This is a genomic window from Streptomyces sp. MB09-01 (genome assembly GCF_033794505.1).
Classification (GTDB): Bacteria; Actinomycetota; Actinomycetes; order Streptomycetales; family Streptomycetaceae; genus Streptomyces.
Genome location: NZ_JARAYQ010000183.1, coordinates 1 through 17,897, shown reverse-complemented (window position 1 = coordinate 17,897; position 17,897 = coordinate 1). Strand labels below are relative to the sequence as shown.

Genomic DNA, 17,897 nt, shown 5'->3' with positions numbered 1-17,897 from the left:
AAGAACTCACCAACCCCGACTACTGGGTCCAACACCTCCGCCACACCGTCCGCTTCCACGACGGCATCCGATTCCTTCAGGACCAGAACGTCACCACATACCTGGAGCTGGGTCCGGACCCCGTCCTCACCGCCATGGCCCGTACCATCCTGGCCTCCGGGGAACCGGAGGCCAGGGAGCCGGTCACCGCGGCCCCGCTGCTGCGCAAGGGCCGGCCCGAGGGCGGGACCCTCGCGGCCGCGCTCGCCCAGGCCTACGTACGCGGCGCGGACATCGAGTGGGCCGGGTTCCTGCCCGGTGGCCGGGCCGTCGCCCTGCCCACGTACCCCTACCAGCGCGACAGCTACTGGCTGAGCGCCCCCGCCGCCCCGGTGGCCCCGAGGCAGGCCGGCGGGCACCCCCTGCTGGACCAGACGGTCGAACTCGCGGCGGGCCAGGGGTGGCTGCTCACCGGCACGCTCGACGCCGGCGTGCACCCGTGGCTGGCGGAGCACGCCATCCTGGGCCGGCCGCTGCTGCCCGGCGCGGCCGTCGCGGAACTCGCCCTGTACGCGGCCCGGCGGGCGGGTGCGGCACAGGTCGCCGAGCTCACCCTCGAACAGCCGCTGCCGCTCGACGAGCGCGTCACCGTCCAGCTGATGGTGGGCGCCCCCGGGCCCGACGGGACGCGCACCCTCGCGCTCCACTCGCGGCCCGAGGGGGCGCCGGGCGCGGCGTGGGTCCGGCACGCCTCCGGGCTGCTGGCCGACGGAGCCTCCGCAGCGCCCGATGACGCGGCCGACCTGGCCGTCTGGCCGCCGCAGGGTGCCACGGAGGTGCCCGTCGGCGACCTCTACGCCCGCCTCGCCGAGCGCGGATACACGTACGGCCCCACCTTCCAGGGCCTGCGGACCGTGTGGAGCCACGGGAGCGACCTCTACGCGGAGGTGGTGCTCCCCGCGAGCGCCTCCGGCCCGCACGGAGACGGCTTCGGTCTGCACCCCGCCGCCCTGGACGCGGCCCTGCACACCGCGCTCGTGGGGGCAGGCGCCGGGGACCGGCTGCTGGTGCCCTTCGCGTGGAGCGGTGTGACCCTGTGGACGTCCGGCGCCACGGAACTGCTGGTCCGCATGCGGGGCGCGGGCGACCGTTACTCCCTGCTGATCGCGGACCTGTCCGGTTCCCCGGTGTTCACCGCCGACGCGCTGGCCGTGCGCGAGCTCCGGGCGGACCCGGCGGCAGCCGCCGGGCCGGTGCACGGGGCCGCGCTGTTCGACCTGCACTGGTCCCCGCTGCGCGGGACCGCTCCCGTTCCGGCCGGCCCGTGGGCCGTCCTGGGCGACGCGGACTCCGCCGTCCTGGATGCCGTGCGGGCCGCCGGTGTGGCGGTCCGGGCCTACCCCGGTCTCGACGCTCTGCAGGAAGCGGTCGACGGGGGCGCACCGGTGCCCTCCGTGGTCGTGGCCTGCGTGCCCGCCGTGCCGGCCGGGTCCGGGCGGGCCGTGCTCACGGCCCTGGCGCCGGCCCAGCGCTGGCTGGCCGACGAGCGCTTCGCGGACTCCCGGCTCGCCTTCCTCACCGAGGGCGCCGTCGCGGTCGCGGACACCGAGTACCCGGATCCCGCCGCGGCGGCCGTCTGGGGCCTGGTCCGCTCCGCCCAGTCGGAGCAGCCCGGCCGGTTCGCGCTCGTCGACACCGACGGGCGGCCCGAGTCCGTACGCGCTCTCGTACCGGCCCTGGCCTCGCAGGAGCCGCAGCTGGCGGTACGGGCCGGGCGGATCTCGGAGCCGGCCCTGCGCGGTCACCGGCCCGCCGTCGCCGAGGACGCCCCGGCGGCCTTCGGAGCGGACAGCCACGTCCTGGTCACCGGTGGTCTGGGCACGCTGGGCCGGCTGCTGGCCCGGCACCTGGTCGAGCAACACGGGGTGCGGCGGCTGCTGCTGACCGGCCGCCGCGGTGCGGCCACGCCGGGCGCGGAGGAGTTCACGGCCGAACTGGCCGCGCTGGGCGCCGAGGTGGCCGTGGCCGCCTGCGACACCGGCGACCGGGCCGCCGTGGCCGCCCTGCTGGCCTCCGTACCCGCCGACCGGCCGCTGACCGCGGTGGTCCACGCCGCGGGCGTGACCGACGACTCCGTCCTCGCGGGACTCACCCCGGAGCGGATGGAAGGGGTGCTGCGGCCCAAGGCCGACGCCGCCCTCCACCTGCACGAGCTGACCCGGGACCTGGAGCTGTCGGCCTTCGTTTTCTTCTCCTCGCTCGCGGGCACCCTGGGCTCCGCGGGGCAGGGCAACTACGCGGCGGCCAACGCCTTCCTGGACGCCCTGGCCCAGCGGCGCCGGGCCGCGGGGCTGCCCGCCCTGTCCCTGGTCTGGGGCCTGTGGGCGCAGGAGAGCACGCTGACCGGCGACCTGGGCGCGGCGGACCTGAAGCGGCTGGCCCGCTCCGGGATCGGGGCGCTGTCCGCCGAGGAGGGCCTGGCCCTGTTCGACGCGGGCGTGGCCTCCGGCGCCGCGGTCCTGACGGCCGCCCACCTCGACCTGCGGACGGCGGATCCGGAGGCGGTCGCGGTCCTGCTGCGGGGGCTGGCCCCGGCCCGCCGCCGCGCGGGCGGCGCTCCGGCGGCCCCGGACACGGCGGCCGACCTGCGCGAGCAGCTGGCCCGGGCGCCCCGGCGGGAGCACCGTCACCTCCTGCTCGAAGCGGTGCGGGCCGAAGTGGCGGCCGTACTGGGCCATTCGGGCCGTGACCGGGTGCCGGCCGACGGCCGGTTCCAGGACCTGGGCTTCGACTCCCTGACCGCGGTCGAGCTGCGCAACCGCCTGACGGCCGCGACCGGCGTCAAGCTGCCGCCCACGCTCATCTTCGACCACCCGACCCCGGGTGCCCTCGCGGACCGGCTGCGGGCCGCGCTCGTACCCGACGTCCCGGCGCAGGACACCCCCGGGGAAGCCGTGAACGGCGCCGCCGGTCCCGACGGCACGGACCTGCCGGACGGCGGGAGCGCGCTCGACACCATGAGCGCCGACGACCTGGTCCGCCTGGCTCTGGGCGAGGGCTGACCCCCGCCCGGGCCCCGGCCCCGGACCCGTTCCGGAGCCGACCCAGACACCAGACCCACACCCAGCCCCCCACGGGGCGCCCAACAGGGAAGTACGGAGAGAACAGGATGGCTTCCACAACCCAACAGCAGGTCGTCGAGGCGTTGCGGGCCGCGCTGAAGGAGAACGAGCGGCTCAAGGCCGACCACGCCCACCTCGTGGAACGCGAGCACGAGCCGATCGCGATCGTGGGCATGGCCTGCCGCTACCCGGGTGGCGTCCGTTCCCCTCAGGACCTGTGGCGACTGGCCACCGACGAGGTCGACGCCGTCGGGCCGTTCCCCGCCGACCGCGGCTGGGACCTGGCGGGCCTGTACGACCCCGACCCGGACCGGCCGCACACCTCGTACACCCGGGAGGGCGGATTCCTCTACGAGGCCGCCCAGTTCGACGCCGAGTTCTTCGGTGTCTCGCCGCGCGAGGCGCACAGCACCGACCCGCAGCAGCGGCTGCTGCTGGAGACCGCGTGGGAGGCCTTCGAGCACGCGGGCATCGACCCGGCCACGCTGCGCGGCAGCCGCACCGGCGTGTTCGTGGGCACCATGTACGCCGACTACATGAACCGGTTCTCCCCCGCCCCGGAGGAGTACGAGGGCTTCCTGAGCGTCGGCGGCGCCGGCAGCGTGGCCTCCGGGCGGCTGGCCTACACCTTCGGGCTGGAGGGCCCGGCCATCACGGTCGACACGGCCTGCTCCTCCTCGCTCGTGGCGCTCCACCTGGCGTGTGCCTCGCTGCGGCGCGGCGAGTCCTCGATGGCGCTGGTCGGCGGTGCCACGGTGATGGCGACGCCCATGCCGTTCGTGGAGTTCAGCCGGCAGCGCGGGCTCGCCGCCGACGGCCGCTGCAAGGCCTTCTCCGCCTCCGCGGACGGCACCGGCTGGGCCGAGGGTGCCGGTCTGCTGCTGGTCGAGCGGCTGTCCGACGCCCGCCGCAACGGGCACCCCGTGCTGGCGGTGGTCCGCGGTTCGGCCATCAACCAGGACGGCGCGAGCAATGGGCTGACCGCGCCCAGCGGCCCCGCGCAGGAGCAGCTCATCCGCCAGGCGCTGGCCGGCGCCGGTCTCACCGCCGCCGACGTCGACGCCGTGGAGGCGCACGGCACGGGCACCTCGCTGGGCGACCCGATCGAGGCGCAGGCGCTGCTGGCCACCTACGGCAGCGGGCGTCCGGCGGACCGGCCGCTCCACCTGGGCTCCCTGAAGTCGAACATCGGGCACACCCAGGCCGCCGCCGGGGTAGGCGGGGTCATCAAGATGACGATGGCGCTGCGCGAGGGGCTGCTGCCGCGGACCCTGCACGTGGACGAGCCCACCCCGCACGTGGACTGGTCGAGCGGCGCCGTCTCCCTGCTGACCGAGACGATCCCGTGGCCCGAGCGGGGCGACCGGCCGCGCCGGGCCGCCGTGTCCTCCTTCGGCATCAGCGGTACGAACGCGCACGTCATCCTGGAGCAGGCGCCCGCGCAGGAGCCGGCCGCCGCCGGGAGGCCGGCCGCGCTGCCGGCCGTACCGGTGGTGCTGTCGGCGGCCGGCGGGCCCGCGCTGCGCGCGCAGGCCGACCGGCTGTACCGGCATCTGACCGAGGCGGACGGGGACGCGCTGCTGGACGTGGGCTTCTCGCTGGCCACCACCCGCGGCCACCTCCCGCACCGGGCGGTGCTGCTGTCCGAGGACCGCGACGAGCTGCTCGACGGGCTGCGCGCGCTGGCCGACGGCGTGCCGGGGCCGGACGTCGTCCGCGCGACGGCCGGGGAGGGCCGTACCGCCTTCCTCTTCGCCGGTCAGGGCTCCCAGCGCGCCCGGATGGGCCAGGAACTGTACGAGACCTTCCCGGTGTTCGCGGCGGCCTTCGACGAGGTGTGCGCGGCCCTGGCACCGCACCTGGAGCAGCCGCTGCGGGAGGTGGTCCTCGCGGCCGGGGACAGCCCCGAGGGCGAGCTGCTGCACCGGACGCGGTACACGCAGCCGGCGCTCTTCGCCTTCGAAGTGGCCCTGTTCCGCCTCCTGGAGTCGTGGGGCGTCCGGCCCGACGCCGTCCTCGGGCACTCCGTCGGCGCCCTCGCCGCCGTCCACACCTCGGGCGCCCTCTCGCTGGCGGACGCCGCAGAGCTGGCGGCCGCACGCGGCCGGATCATGCAGCACCTGCCGCCGGGCGGAGCGATGGTGGCCCTACGCGCCTCCGAGGAGCAGGCGACGGCCCTGCTCGCGGGGCACGCGGGGCACGCGGGGCACGAGGAGCTGGTCTCCCTCGCGGCCGTGAACGGGCCGGCCGCCACGGTGCTCTCGGGTGACCGGGAGGCCCTGGCCGCCGTGGTCGCGGACTTCGAGGCGGCCGGCGGGAAGGCCACCTGGCTGCGCGTCAGCCACGCCTTCCACTCGCCGCTGATGGAACCGGCGATGGCGGAGCTGCGGGCCGTGGTCACGCGGCTGACGTTCAAGGAGCCGCAGCTCACCTTCGTCTCGGACCTGACGGGCCGGCCCGCGGGCGCGGACGAGCTCGCGGACCCGGAGTACTGGGTCCGGCACGCGCGCCGCACCGTCCGCTTCCAGGACGGTGTCGGCGCCCTCGCAGAGCTGGGCTGCGCCCGCTTCGTGGAGGTGGGGCCGGGCACCGACCTGACCTCGATGGCCGCCGACTGCCTGGAGGAGGCGGACCCGGGCCGCTCCGCGGGCCACACGCTGATCCCCGCGCTGCGGCGGCGCCTGCCGGAGGTGACCGCGCTGCTCACGGCGGTGGCGCGGATGCACGCCTGCGGCGGTGACGTCGACTGGGCCGCCGTGTTCGCCGGGCGCGGGGCGCGCCGGGTGGAGCTGCCCACGTACGCCTTCCAGCACCGGCCGTACTGGATCGAAATGCCGGCCGGGAGCGGGGACGTGAGCTCCGCGGGACTCAGCGCCGTCGGGCATCCGCTGCTGACCGCCTCCACCGAACTTCCCGACAGCGGCGGCCTGCTGCTGACCGGCCGGCTCTCCCTGGCGCGCCACCCGTGGCTGGCCGACCACCGCGTCGGCGGGCGGGTGCTGCTGCCCGGCACCGCGCTGCTCGACCTGGTGACCTGCGCCGCCCGCGAGGCGGGCTGCGACCTGGTCGAGGAACTCCTCCTGGAGGCACCGCTGGTCGTCCCGGAGGAGGGGGAGGTCCGGCTGCGGGTGTCCCTGGCCGCCGCGGACGGCTCCGGCAGCCGGGCCGTCGCCGTCCACTCCCGTCCCGAGGACGAGACCGACGGGCAGGGCTGGTCCCGCAACGCCCGGGGCTCGGTCCTCCCCGACGCCTCCGGTCCGGCGCCGGAGCGGGCCGCGGACCTGGCCCCGGTGTGGCCGCCGGAGGGCGCCGAGCCGCTCTCCGCACCGGTCTCGGAGCTCTACGCCGCGCTCGGCGCCAAGGGCCTCTCCTACGGGCCCGCCTTCCGCGGCGTGCGCGCCGTGTGGCGGCGCGGGCCGGAGGTCTTCGCCGAGGTGGCGCTCCCGGACGGGGGCCGGCCCGGCGCCGACGCCTACGGCCTGCACCCGGCGCTGCTCGACGCGGCCCTGCACCCGATCGCGCTCGGCGGCCTGATCGACGAGGGCGACGGCGGCGGCGAGCGGACCTTCCTTCCGTACGCCTGGTCCGGCGTCCGCACCCACGGCCCCGCCGGGGCGGTCCTGCGGGTCCGGCTCGCGCCGTCCGGAGCGAACGCGGTGAGCATCGACATCGCGGACAGCGCGGGCCGCCCCGTCGCCTCGATCGGCTCGCTGGCCCTGCGCCCGCTCCCGGCGCAGGCCGTGCACCCCCACGACGCACCGCGCGACGGACTGCTGCTGCCGACGTGGGAGGAGCTGGCCGAACTGCCGCCCGCCCCCGCGACGCACCGCTGGACGCTGCTCGGCGCGTACGGGCACGAAGGCGACGGCGACTTCGACGGCGCCGGACCGGGCCTCGGCGCGGCCCTTTCCGGCCTGCCGGCCCTGACCGACGCGCTCTCCGCGGGCGCCGGGGCCCCCGCGCTGCTCGTCCTGCCCTGCCCGCCCTCCGCGGGCGGCGGGGCTCCGGACGCCGGGGCCGGGGCGGCCGTGCGCACCGCCCTGCACCAGGTCCTCGACACGGTCCGGCTCCTCGTCGAGGACGAGCGGCTGGCCGGCACCCGGCTGGCGGTCCTCACCCGGGGCGCCGTCACGCTGGGCGGAGAGCAGCACCCCGGCGAGCTCGCCCACCGCGCGGTGTGGGGCCTGCTGCGCTCCGCGCAGGCCGAGCACCCCGACCGGTTCACGGTCCTCGACGAGGACGGCACCCCCGCCTCCCGGCGGGCCGTGGCGGCCGCGCTCGCCACGGGTGAGCCGCAGCTCGCCCTGCGCGGCGGCACCGCCTACCGTCCCTCGCTCGCCGCACAGGACGCGGACACCGTGCTGCGGCCGCCCGCCGGCACCCCGCACTGGCACCTCGACTACGTGGCCAAGGGGACCTTCGCGAACCTCGCCCTCAAGCCCTGGCCGGAAGCGGCCGCACCGCTCGAGGAGGGCCAGGTGCGGATCCGGATGCGGGTCGCCGGCCTGAACTTCCGCGACGTCCTGCTCTCCCTCGGCGTCATCCCGCCGTCCGTGGACGGGCACGCGGGCGGTTCGGGGCAGGGCGGCGAGGGCGCCGGGACCGTCCTCGAAGTGGGCCCCGGGGTCACCGACCTGAAGCCCGGCGACCGGGTGATGGGCCTGTTCTACGGCATCGGCCCGACCTCGGTCACCGACCGCCGGTTCGTGTGCCGGATCCCGGAGGGCTGGTCCTTCCGACAGGCCGCGGCGGTTCCCGTCACCTACCTGACCGCCTACTACGGCCTGGTGGACCTGGCCGGCCTGCGCGCCGGCGAATCGGTGCTCGTGCACGCGGGCGCCGGCGGCGTCGGCACGGCGGCGATCCAGATCGCCCGCCACCTCGGCGCCGAGGTGTACTCCACGGCGAGCCCCGCCAAGTGGGACGCGCTGCGGGCCGCGGGGGTCGCGGACGGGCGCATCGCCTCCTCCCGCACCCTGGACTTCGAGGAGGCCTTCCTCTGCGCCACCGGGGGCGCCGGCGTCGACGTGGTGCTCAACTCCCTCGCCGGGGAGTTCGCGGACGCCTCGCTGCGGCTGCTGCCGCGCGGCGGGCGGTTCCTGGAGATGGGCAAGACCGACCGCCGCGACGCCGCCGAGGTGGCCGACGCGCACCCCGGCGTGACGTACCGGACGTACGACGTCCGCGATCCCGGGCCGGACCGGATCCAGGAGATCTTCACCGACCTCCTCGGACTGTTCGAGCGGGGCGCGCTCCAGGCACCGCCGGTGGCGGCCTGGGACCTGCGCCGGGCCCCCGATGCCTTCCGCTACCTGAGCGAGGCCCGGCACGTCGGCAAGGTGGTCCTGGACCTGGCCGACGGGAACGAGCGCTGGGACACCACCCGGGCCGTCCTGATCACCGGCGGTCTCGGCTGGCTGGGCCGGCTCGCCGCCCGCCATCTGGTGGCGGAGCACGGGATACGGCAGCTGGTCCTGATGGGACGCGGGCTGCCCGGGGAGGACGCCGCCCGGGACATCGCCGAGCTGCGCGCCCTGGGCGCGGACGTCCGTACGGTGCCCTGCGACGCGGCCGACCGGGCCGCGCTGGCCTCGGCCCTCGACGGGCTGGCCGGTGACGGCGTCCGCCTCGGCGGGGTCGTGCACGCGGCGGGCGTCCTGGACGACGGCCTGCTCACCTCGATGACGGCCGAGAGCCTGGAGCGGACCCTGCGTCCGAAGGTGGACGCGGCGCTCAACCTGCACGCGCTCACCGAGCCCCTCGGGCTCGACGCGTTCGTCGTCTTCTCCTCCCTCGCGGGCACGCTCAGCTCTCCGGGGCAGGCCGGCTACGCGGCCGGCAACGCGTTCCTCGACGGGCTGATGGAGTACCGGCGTTCGGTCGGCCGCCCCGGCGTATCCGTCGTGTGGGGCCTGTGGGAGGGGGCCGGTGGCATGGGCGCCGGTCTCACCGACGCGGACGTCGCCCGCATGGCGCGGGTGGGCGTCGCTCCCCTCACCTCGGAGCTCGGGCTCGAACTGCTGGACGCCGCGGTGCGCCGCGACCGTCCGGTGGCGGTGGCCGCGCGCTGGAACCTCGACGGGCTGCGGGCTCGGATCGCGGAGGGCGCGGCCGTGCCGGCCCTGCTGCGGAGCCTGGTGCCCACCCCGGCGGGCGCCGCGGGGGCGCGGTCCGCGCCCGGGGCGGCGCAGGCGGAGACCGCCGCGGCCTCGCTGACCGGGGACCGGCTGCTGGACGCCGTGCTCCACGAGGTCGCGGCCGTCCTCGGGCACGCCTCCGGCGCGGCGGTGGACCGGGACGGGGCGTTCGACCGGCTGGGCTTCGACTCGCTCACGGCGGTGGAGCTGCGCAACCGGCTCGCCGTCGCCACGGGCGTCAAACTGCCCGCTACGTTCGTCTACGACTGGCCGACCCCGGCCGAACTGGTGCTCCACCTGCGGGAACAGCTCCCGGAGACGACCACCGAACCGGCCGCCGAGGAGCAGGCCGGAGAACAGACCGAGGTGCAGACCGTGCAGCCGGCCTCGGGCACGGCCGGCACCACGGCCGCTGCCGGCCCGGGCGCCGGCGTCACCGTGGCGCTGCTCGCCGACATCGCCCGGCTGGAGGCCGCGGTCGCCGACCGGCCGCTGAGCGAGGCGCAGAGCGCCGTCGTCAGCGAGCGGCTGCGCGAGCTGCTGACCGAATTGGGTTCTATGAAGGAGGATCACTCCGCGTGGGCATGACCAACACCCCGACGGCCGCGCCGGCTCCGCCGGCCGGCCGGGCCACCCGGTCGACCGGGCCCGCGAACAGGCCCGTCGACCCCTCCCGGTGGATCCGCACCTACCACGCCCGGGAGTCCGCGACCGCCCGCCTCGTGTGCTTCCCGCACGCGGGCGGGGCCGCGAACGCCTTCGCGGCGTTGTCGGCCGCGCTGCCCGAGGACATCGAGCTGCTCGCCGTCCAGTACCCCGGCCGCCAGGACCGGCGCGCCGAACCCTGCGCCGAGGACATCGGCGAGCTCGCCGCGGGCGCGGCCGGGGCCCTCGCCGCCCACTGCGACCTGCCGCTGTTCCTCCTCGGTCACAGCCTGGGGGCCCTCGTGGCCTTCGAGACGGCCCGGCTCCTGGAGGAACGCGGCACCGTGGCCCGGCTGTTCGTCTCGGCGGCCCGCCCCCCGGCGCAGGACTGGGAGGAGCCGGACCTGACCGGCGTCGGCGACGAGGAGCTCGTCGCCGGGCTGCGGCGGCTCGGCGGCATCCCCGAACCGCTGCTGCGGGACCCGGAGATCGTCGGCGAGGTGCTGCGCCTGCTGCGCGCCGACCACCGGGCCCTGATGCGCTACCGCTGCGCCGACGGGGCAGCCGTGGCGGCCCCCCTCACCGTGCTCCTGGCGGCGTCCGACCCCAAGAACTCCCTGGAGCAGATGGCCGAGTGGGCCCGGCACGGCAGCAGCGGGCACACGGTCGTGACGCTGTCCGGCGGGCACTTCTCGCTCGTCGAACGGCCCGGGGAGACGGGGCCGCTGCTCACCCACTGCGTCCGCGAGGACCTGGCACGGCTCGCCGCGGCGCCCCCCGCCGTACCCCCGGAGGCGTCCGCCGCGGCGCCGGCCGAGGAGCCCCTCGCCGACCTCGTACGGGAGATCCTGCTGGGCGGCCTCGAAGGCCGCACCCCGGCCCTGCCGACCGACCCGACCGCGCTGGAGGCCGCGGCCCGCGCGGTGATGTCCCCCGAGGGCTACGCGTACGTGGCCGGCACCGCCGGCTCCGGCGCGACCGGCCGGGCCAACCGCGCGGCCTTCGACCGCCGGCAGCTGGTGCCGCGGATGCTGCGCGGCACCCGCCGGACCGACACCTCGGTGACGCTGTTCGGGCAGCGGCTGCCCGTGCCGTTGCTGCTCGCGCCGCTGGCCGCACAGCAGGTGGCCCATCCCGAGGGCGAGTCGGCCACGGCGCGGGCCGCGGCGGCGGCCGGAGTACCGCTGGTTTTGTCGACCTTCGCCTCCCGCACGCTGGAGGAGGTGGCCGAGCAGGCGGGCGACCACCGGCGCTGGTTCCAGCTGTACCTGCCCTCGGACCGGGCGGTGGGCGAATCGCTGGTACGGCGCGCCGAGGCCGCCGGCTACACGGCGATCGTGGTCACCGTCGACGCCACCCACCTCGGCTTCCGTCCGGCCGAACTCGACAGCGGCTACTCGCCGTTCCTGCGCGGGACGGGCATCGCCAACTTCACGAGCGATCCCGCGTTCCTGGCGGGGCTGCCGGCCGGAACGGACGCCACCGCGGCCGTGCTGCGCTGGGCACAGATCTCCACCGACCCGACCCTCACCTGGGCGGACCTGGCCTGGCTGCGCGGGCTGACCCGGCTGCCGCTGCTCGTCAAGGGCGTCCTGCATCCGGACGACGCCCGGCTGGCGCTGGAGCACGGCGCGGACGGCGTGGTCGTCTCCACGCACGGCGGCCGCCAGCTCGACGGCAGCGTGTCCGCCCTGGACGCGCTGCCCGCGGTGCGCACGGCCGTCGGCCCGGACGTACCGGTGCTGATGGACTCGGGGGTCCGGACCGGCAGTGACGTGGTCAAGGCCCTGGCCCTGGGCGCGGACGCCGTCCTCTACGGCAGGCCGTACGTGTACGGGCTCGGGCTCGGCGGCCGGGACGGCGTCGAGCACGTCCTGCGCTGCCTGCTGACCGACCTCGGCCTGGCGCTGGCACTCACCGGCTGCGCCTCCCTCGCGGACGTCGGGCCGCACCTGCTCGCGGGCACCACCTCGGACGCCTCCGGGTCCCACGGGCCCGCGGAGAACGGAGATCGGCGATGAAGCGACCCTACGGCTCGGGCTCCGACCCGACGGGCTGGCTGCGCAGTTACCACCGGCCGCCGGCCGGAGCCCCGACGCTGGTCGTCCTCCCGCACGCGGGCGGATCGGCGACGGGCTACTACAGCCTGTCGGCGGCCCTGTCCGACAGTGCCGAGGTGCTCAACGTGCAGTACCCGGGCCGCCAGGACCGGTTGGGCGAGCGCTGCATCGAGGACATCGGGGAGATGGCCGACCGGATCGTCGAGGCCCTGCTCCCCCGCGCGCACCGGCCGCTCGCCCTGTTCGGGCACAGCCTGGGCTCGATCGTGGCGTACGAGGTGGCCCTGCGGCTGGAGCGCCTGCACCCGGAGCGGGCGCCGATCGGCGTGATCGTCTCGGGCCGGCCCGCGGCCGCCATCCACCTGAGCCGCGGCCTGTCCCGCATGGAGGACGACGAGCTCGCCTCGTCGATCTTCGATCTGGCCGGCACCCCGCCGGAACTGCTGGCCGACAAGGACCTGATGGCGGCAGTCCTGCCCTCCCTGCGCGCCGATTTCAAGGCCGCGGAGAGCTACCGGGGCGGCGTGGGCTCCCGGCTCGCCTGCCCCCTGCACGCGTACTCCGGAGCGCAGGACTTCAACGTGCCGCGCGAGGGGCTGCTGCAGTGGAGCGAGCACACGGCGGCCGCCTTCTCGGCCCGCTTCTTCGAGGGCGGCCACTTCTACCTCCAGTCCTCCGAGCACGAGGTGGCCCGGGCGATCGCGGATGACCTCCGCGCCTTCGCCGCCGCCTCGCTGGTGGGCAGCGGCCGCTGACCCGGCGGCCCGTACCTACGGCCAGCGGCTGGGCACATCGATCACGACGGCCGGCTCAGATCCGTTTCCGTCAGTGCTCGGCGGGGTGGGCCGGGCCGGGTGCGTCGGGGTTCCCGAGGGACAGGCACCACGGACATCCGTGCAGGTCGCTCGCTGCCCTCGCCGGACGAGGCGAGGGCAGGGAGAAGCCCGCCCTGTATTCGTCCTGAAGCACCTGGGCCGAGCATATTCCGGTCCGGGGCGAGCCGACCGCGCCGGCCGTGCCCACTTCGGCGAGGCGGCGTGTCACCCGCATCAGCGCCGCTCGCACTGCGCTCGCCGTCCGGACTGCCGCCAGCCGGACACGGCGCCGGGCAGCTGCCCAGGGGCCTCGATCGGATCGGTCACCGTAGGGGGCCATGCTCACGCAACCCTTCTCGTGGTCGCACGCGGTGGGACGGATAGACCTTGCTGCGGGAGGGCGCCCCGGGGAAGGGTGGCAGCCCCTTGCGAATTGCCGACCAGAGACCCCCCAGAAACAGAATGATGATATTTCTTTTATTCTTGACACCTCTCGCCATTTCCCCGAACACTTAGCACGGAAGTGCGTCGAACGGGAATGAGAAAGGCTGCAACCAATTTAGCGTGCCCTAATATCGCGGCCGGAGCCAGCAATGTACGGATTGCCGGGGTTTTTATGCGGCCGACCGCATGCGGATTGCCGGGGTTTTGGAGAGATTCAGCAATATCGGCCATGCTTCCGAGCAGGTGCGCTCGATCGGGAGCGCCGGATCGGCACGCAACACGCCCCGCCTCGGAGCCGTGGTCATTCGGCGAGTGGAGACGGCCGGCGGCGGGGAGGGGCGCCGCCGTAGAGGTCGTGCGCGAAGGGTGGCCGACAGGGCTCATGGACGACCCGGAACGGATCCTCGCCCCCGCAGGCCGAGACGCCTGCGGGCGCCTCTCCCGGTCGCGCCGATGCCGCGGCTTCCTGGCGAGACAGCCGGATGGCATCCACATGACGGGACAGGACATGCCTGAAGCGTTGTTGGCGCCTCAGTTCAAGAGCGTCCACGCGCCACAGACGCCCAGTTCCTGGTGACGTCAGCGCAGTGCAACCTGTGCCCAGTGCGGTGGAGATCAGCACGATCCACAGGAGGATGTCTCCCACGGCTGGTCCTTTCGAAGGCTGATGATTCAAGGGGCACACACGACCGGGGCCCCGGCGAACGTGGGGCATAACGCAAGGGCATATGCAGAGTTGCGCCCTCCCTGCCGATTGCAGCCATGCGCAGCAATCGGCCCAGCCTTGGCATCTCAGTCTTTCAACTGATGATCAGACGGCGGCCGGGGGCGGCCGGCCGAGAGGAGGGGATACGTGTGACCCGTCTGCCGTCGCGGCGGACCGGATGTCAGGGGTGAGGGTCCGCTGGACTCGGGACCCGCTCCGGCCTGCAGCTCACCGTCCCCTTGAGCTGCGGCGCGGCGGCGCGGCAGGGCGTGGCTGCCGAACTCTTGTTGTGTTTGCAGAACCGATAAACGGCAGGCAGCGCTATTCATCTGCCACCATCACCCGGATGGCGCACACCCTGACCAAGACCGACAGCGTTTATGGAATATGACAACAGAAAAGCTCCCCGCCTTCTTCCGCAAGCCTGCGGAAGAAGGCGGACAGGGAGGCAGCTTTCACGCCGGGGTCACCCGGATCGGAAAGTGGACTTTCACCCCACGCGCAACAGGGTGCAGCGAGGCCGGGAACGCAACGCTGGAACACGAGAGCCGGGAGATCGATCTGAGCTACTCGTCCTCGATCTTTGAGGACTTCCTCCGTACGATGAGCGTGATCCAGGTCGAGTTCGACCGGAGGTCGGGGAGCACCACACCGTCCACGGCGCCTGTCGACGAGCACTCGGGCGGCAACTCCCGTGTTTGAGCCGTACGGATACCCAGACATCCACGGCCCCCATCCTCAGCCGGACACCACCGCGTTCTGGTGCCGGCCGGACCACGTACAGCACCACGGCCCCGGGCAACCGCTCGGCGGGCCCGGTGAGCCGGACCGGCCGTGGGATCCGGCGGAAGAGCTCGCCATCCTCCTCCAGGAGAGCGCCACGCCCGGGCAGGCGGAGCCCTTCGGCCGCGTCGGCTTCGACGACGCCGGTGACACGGTCGGCGCCCTCGGCCTGGTAGCGGGGCTGAAGCACAAGCAGGCCTCCAGCGGGCACCGCCGGAGCCCGTCGAAGTCGCCGGTCGTGACCCTGCTGAGAACGGGCAGCCTGTTCACCGCCGTGCTGGTCGCCGTCATCGCCGCCGTGGTGAGCATCCTCAGTGGGCTGGTGATCTGTGACGCCCTGCGCCACAGCGCCGGAGTCCACACCGCCCGCGAAGTGGTCGGCTGGTGGCCCCTGCTGATCTACGGCCCCTGGATGGTCGCTTCCCTGTCCATCCTCAGATCCGCGCTGCACCAGCGCCGCGCGCTGCATTCGTGGTCCATCGTGCTGCTGTTCTCGACCCTGGCCACGCTTCTGTGCGTGGCCCAGGCGCCGAGAACGATCGCTGCCGGGACGTCGTCCGCACTTCCCGCGGTCGCGGCGCTGGCCTGCTTCCAGCAGCTGGTCCGCCAGATCACACTCACGCGCCCGCCCCGCCAAGCTGCGCCACGGCACCGGACCCCGCCCGCCTCGGTGCTCGGGCAGGCGGCCACGGCCGGGCGCGGCCAGGACGGTGTCCCTCCCCGCTACTCCGTGGCGGAGAAGAAGGCCGTCCGCTCTGCGTCCGGCGGTCGTGGATTCGGGTACGGCGCATGACGGCCGTAGGCGTGCGGCGGTGTCATCTGCAACGCAGGTCAGAGCTGCGGTCCTCGGCGTGGACAGCGGGCCGCGGGGTTCTCGGGTCGTCCGCTCGGCGCGAGTCGGTGAGCTCCCGCGAGAGGGGCGCCGACGGAGCGCGGCGCGAGAGGGGCGGGCGTTGCGTGGGCGGCGACCGCGAAGAGCGGGGGTGGTGACAGCCGCTAACTTCCTTGACAACCCGCTCCTTCCCCACGCCTCACAAGGGTGCTCGCCTGCACCTTTGAAACGAAGATCGAAACCGATAGTCACGGGCCGTGCACACACTCAGCCCGACGGTCCACCTCCTTGTACCATCGCATCGCGGCCCGGGCCCGGACCCGCTCCCCGCCAGGTCAGACCACATCGCGCCCCGGCCATCCGGTGGCTGCTGCACATCCGAACGACGCACCGACGGGCATGACCGTGCCCGGAAACGGACGGCGGCCGCCGCCGTCGGCATCCGCGGCGAACCTGCCGGCACGAGCGATCAGCGCTGCGGCGCCCAGGGGAGCCGTGTGCCCGGGGGCTGCGCACCGGGCCGGGCCCACCCCTCGACCCGGCCGAACCAGATCCACGACGCGCTCCGGCGCGGCACCTCCCACGCCTAGCACGAGAGATCACAAGCATGGCCTACGACATGACCTACGCCGAACGAACCAGGTACAAGCGGCGCCAGGATTCCGCCTACCAGGCCGGCGAAGAGGCCGTCACCAAGCTCCAGGCGGCGCTCGCGCTCGCAGACCTGACCCTTCCCTCCCTGTGCAACGACGGTCCGGTGGCCGGCCACGGCTTCGTCCGGCTCGGAGGTTGCAACGCGGCCTTCGCCAACCGGCTCGCCGAGGTCATCGCCGCAGGGGCCGACGCTCTGCAGTGTCAACGGTGAACAGTCGGAGGACAATTGTTCGTCGCACTGTTCGCAGCCGCGACGGGCTGTTCCGGAGAAGCGGCCGTGACCATCACACCGGCGAGGAGCATGCCGGCTGAAGAACACCTGGTCCCCCATGGGCGCGAGGCCGTTCCCGCCTGCTCGGTCCTGACGACGAGGATCTCGTCGTCAGGACGGCCATCAGGCCGAGCGTTCGCCGGTGAGGCGGACCTTCAGGGTGGCGTGGCCGTTGGCGAAGTTGGAGAAGAGCCGGGTGGGCGGGGCGAGCAGCTCGATGTCGGCCACCCGCGTGCGCAGCGACTCCAGCATGGAGATCATGTGGACACGCCCCAGGTAGGCGCCGAGGCAGAAGTGCGGTCCGTGGCCGAAGCTGACGTGCTTGTTGGGCGTGCGCGCCAGGTCGAAGGTGTAGGGGTCGACGAAGACGTCCTCGTCGAAGTTGGCCGAGCTGTTCCACAGGGTGACGATCTCACCGGCCTTGACGACGTGGTCGCGGATCGGGATGTCCACCAGGGCGTGCCGGCCGAAGTGCATGGTCGGAGTGGTCCAGCGCATGACCTCCTCGGTGGCGCTCTCCAGGGTGACCTCCGCGTTCTTCAGCCGGCGCCACTGGTCCCCGTACTGGCTGAAGGCGTGGACGATGCCGGAGGCGGTGGCCCGGCTCGACTCGTCGCCGCCCAGGATCAGGCTGTACGCGTTGTAGATGATCTCCTCCTCGCTGAGCGGCTCGCCGTCGATCGTGGCGGTGGCCAGCGTGCTGAGGACGTCCTCGCCGGGGTTGCGGCGGCGCTCGGCCATCAGGCCGGAGATGTAGAGCACGATCTCGTTGCGCGCCATCAGCGAGACCTCTTCGCCGTCGTCGGCGCTGTACCGCGACAGGGTCTGTGCGTTCCAGTCCACGAGCTGCTCGCGGTCCTCGGCGGGGATGCCCATGAGGTCGCCGATGCTGTGGATGGGGATCCGGTCGGCGACGGCGGTGACGAAGTCCACCTCGCCCTGCTCGACGGCCTCGGAGATGAGGCGGTCGGTGAGCTTCTGGACGTTCTCCACGACCGGGGCCAGGACGCGCGGCGAGAAGGACTTCATCATCAGGTTGCGGATCTCGCGGTGGCGCGGGCCGTCGGTGACGGCGAGCATCTTGCCCGCGGCGGAGTCCTCGCCGAGCAGCAGGGTGCTGAGCACGTTGCCCTGCTCGGAGGTGTACCGCTTGTTGTCGCGGTAGGCGGTCATGATGTCGTCGTACTTGGTGAGGACCCAGAATCCGGGCTTGCCGTCACGGGCCGCGTGCCAGAAGACCGGGTTGTGCGCGCGGAAGGGCCGCCACAGCTGGTGCGGGTCGTTGTCTTCGAAGGTCTGCGGGTCGGTGAGGTCGTAGGCGGCCGGATCGGCCAGGTCGGCGAGGTCGGCCGCCGGCAGGGTGGGGGCAGTCATCGGTATGTCTCCTCCAGGGCCGCGGACCCGCAGGTCCGCGGCACGGTAAAGGTCTTCGACGGAGGGGGGCGGGGG

7 protein-coding genes and 1 pseudogene are annotated in these 17,897 nt (G+C 74.4%); 7 read left to right on the top strand and 1 reads right to left on the bottom strand.

From position 1 onward, the window contains the following. The 7 genes and pseudogenes from PV721_RS30405 to PV721_RS30375 form a co-directional block, all read left to right on the top strand. The coding region (locus PV721_RS30405; protein ID WP_319729823.1) for a type I polyketide synthase at positions 1-3,041 on the top strand (3,041 nt) is incomplete at its 5' end. A 143-nt stretch (positions 3,042-3,184) separates the two neighbouring features. Continuing rightward, a pseudogene (locus PV721_RS30400) lies at positions 3,185-9,826 on the top strand (SDR family NAD(P)-dependent oxidoreductase); the annotation flags it as partial. Then, positions 9,823-11,904, top strand: coding sequence for an alpha-hydroxy-acid oxidizing protein (locus tag PV721_RS30395; protein ID WP_319729819.1), 2,082 nt, complete (start codon positions 9,823-9,825; stop codon positions 11,902-11,904). The pseudogene PV721_RS30400 and the gene PV721_RS30395, both read left to right, overlap by 4 nt. Further along, positions 11,901-12,698, top strand: a complete 798-nt coding sequence (locus tag PV721_RS30390; RefSeq protein WP_319729816.1) for a thioesterase II family protein — start codon at positions 11,901-11,903, stop codon at positions 12,696-12,698. The genes PV721_RS30395 and PV721_RS30390 overlap by 4 nt, the downstream gene beginning before the upstream one ends. 1,597 nt (positions 12,699-14,295) lie before the next feature. Continuing rightward, positions 14,296-14,610, top strand: coding sequence for a hypothetical protein (locus tag PV721_RS30385; RefSeq protein WP_319729814.1), 315 nt, complete (start codon positions 14,296-14,298; stop codon positions 14,608-14,610). Further along, positions 14,603-15,484 carry a hypothetical protein gene (locus PV721_RS30380; RefSeq protein ID WP_319729811.1) on the top strand — a complete coding sequence of 294 codons (882 nt, stop codon included), beginning with the start codon at positions 14,603-14,605 and terminating at the stop codon, positions 15,482-15,484. The genes PV721_RS30385 and PV721_RS30380 overlap by 8 nt, the downstream gene beginning before the upstream one ends. 646 nt (positions 15,485-16,130) lie before the next feature. Continuing rightward, entirely contained in the window at positions 16,131-16,388 is a 258-nt protein-coding gene (locus PV721_RS30375) for a hypothetical protein (protein WP_319729808.1), read from the top strand. Between the two features lie 183 nt (positions 16,389-16,571). On the opposite strand, the gene PV721_RS30370 is transcribed toward PV721_RS30375, so the two are convergent. Then, a complete protein-coding gene (locus PV721_RS30370; RefSeq protein ID WP_319729804.1) occupies positions 16,572-17,822 on the bottom strand; it encodes a cytochrome P450 in 1,251 nt (416 codons plus the stop codon). Positions 17,823-17,897 lie beyond the last annotated feature (75 nt).

What these genes read in the sequence shown, in the direction of transcription:
- PV721_RS30390 (WP_319729816.1), top strand. Translation starts at nt 11,901, where the DNA reads ATGAAGCGACCCTACGGCTCGGGCTCCGACCCGACGGGCTGGCTGCGC.
- PV721_RS30375 (WP_319729808.1), top strand. Translation starts at nt 16,131, where the DNA reads ATGGCCTACGACATGACCTACGCCGAACGAACCAGGTACAAGCGGCGC.
- PV721_RS30395 (WP_319729819.1), top strand. Translation starts at nt 9,823, where the DNA reads ATGACCAACACCCCGACGGCCGCGCCGGCTCCGCCGGCCGGCCGGGCC.
- PV721_RS30385 (WP_319729814.1), top strand. Translation starts at nt 14,296, where the DNA reads ATGACAACAGAAAAGCTCCCCGCCTTCTTCCGCAAGCCTGCGGAAGAA.
- PV721_RS30370 (WP_319729804.1), bottom strand. Translation starts at nt 17,822, where the DNA reads ATGACTGCCCCCACCCTGCCGGCGGCCGACCTCGCCGACCTGGCCGAT.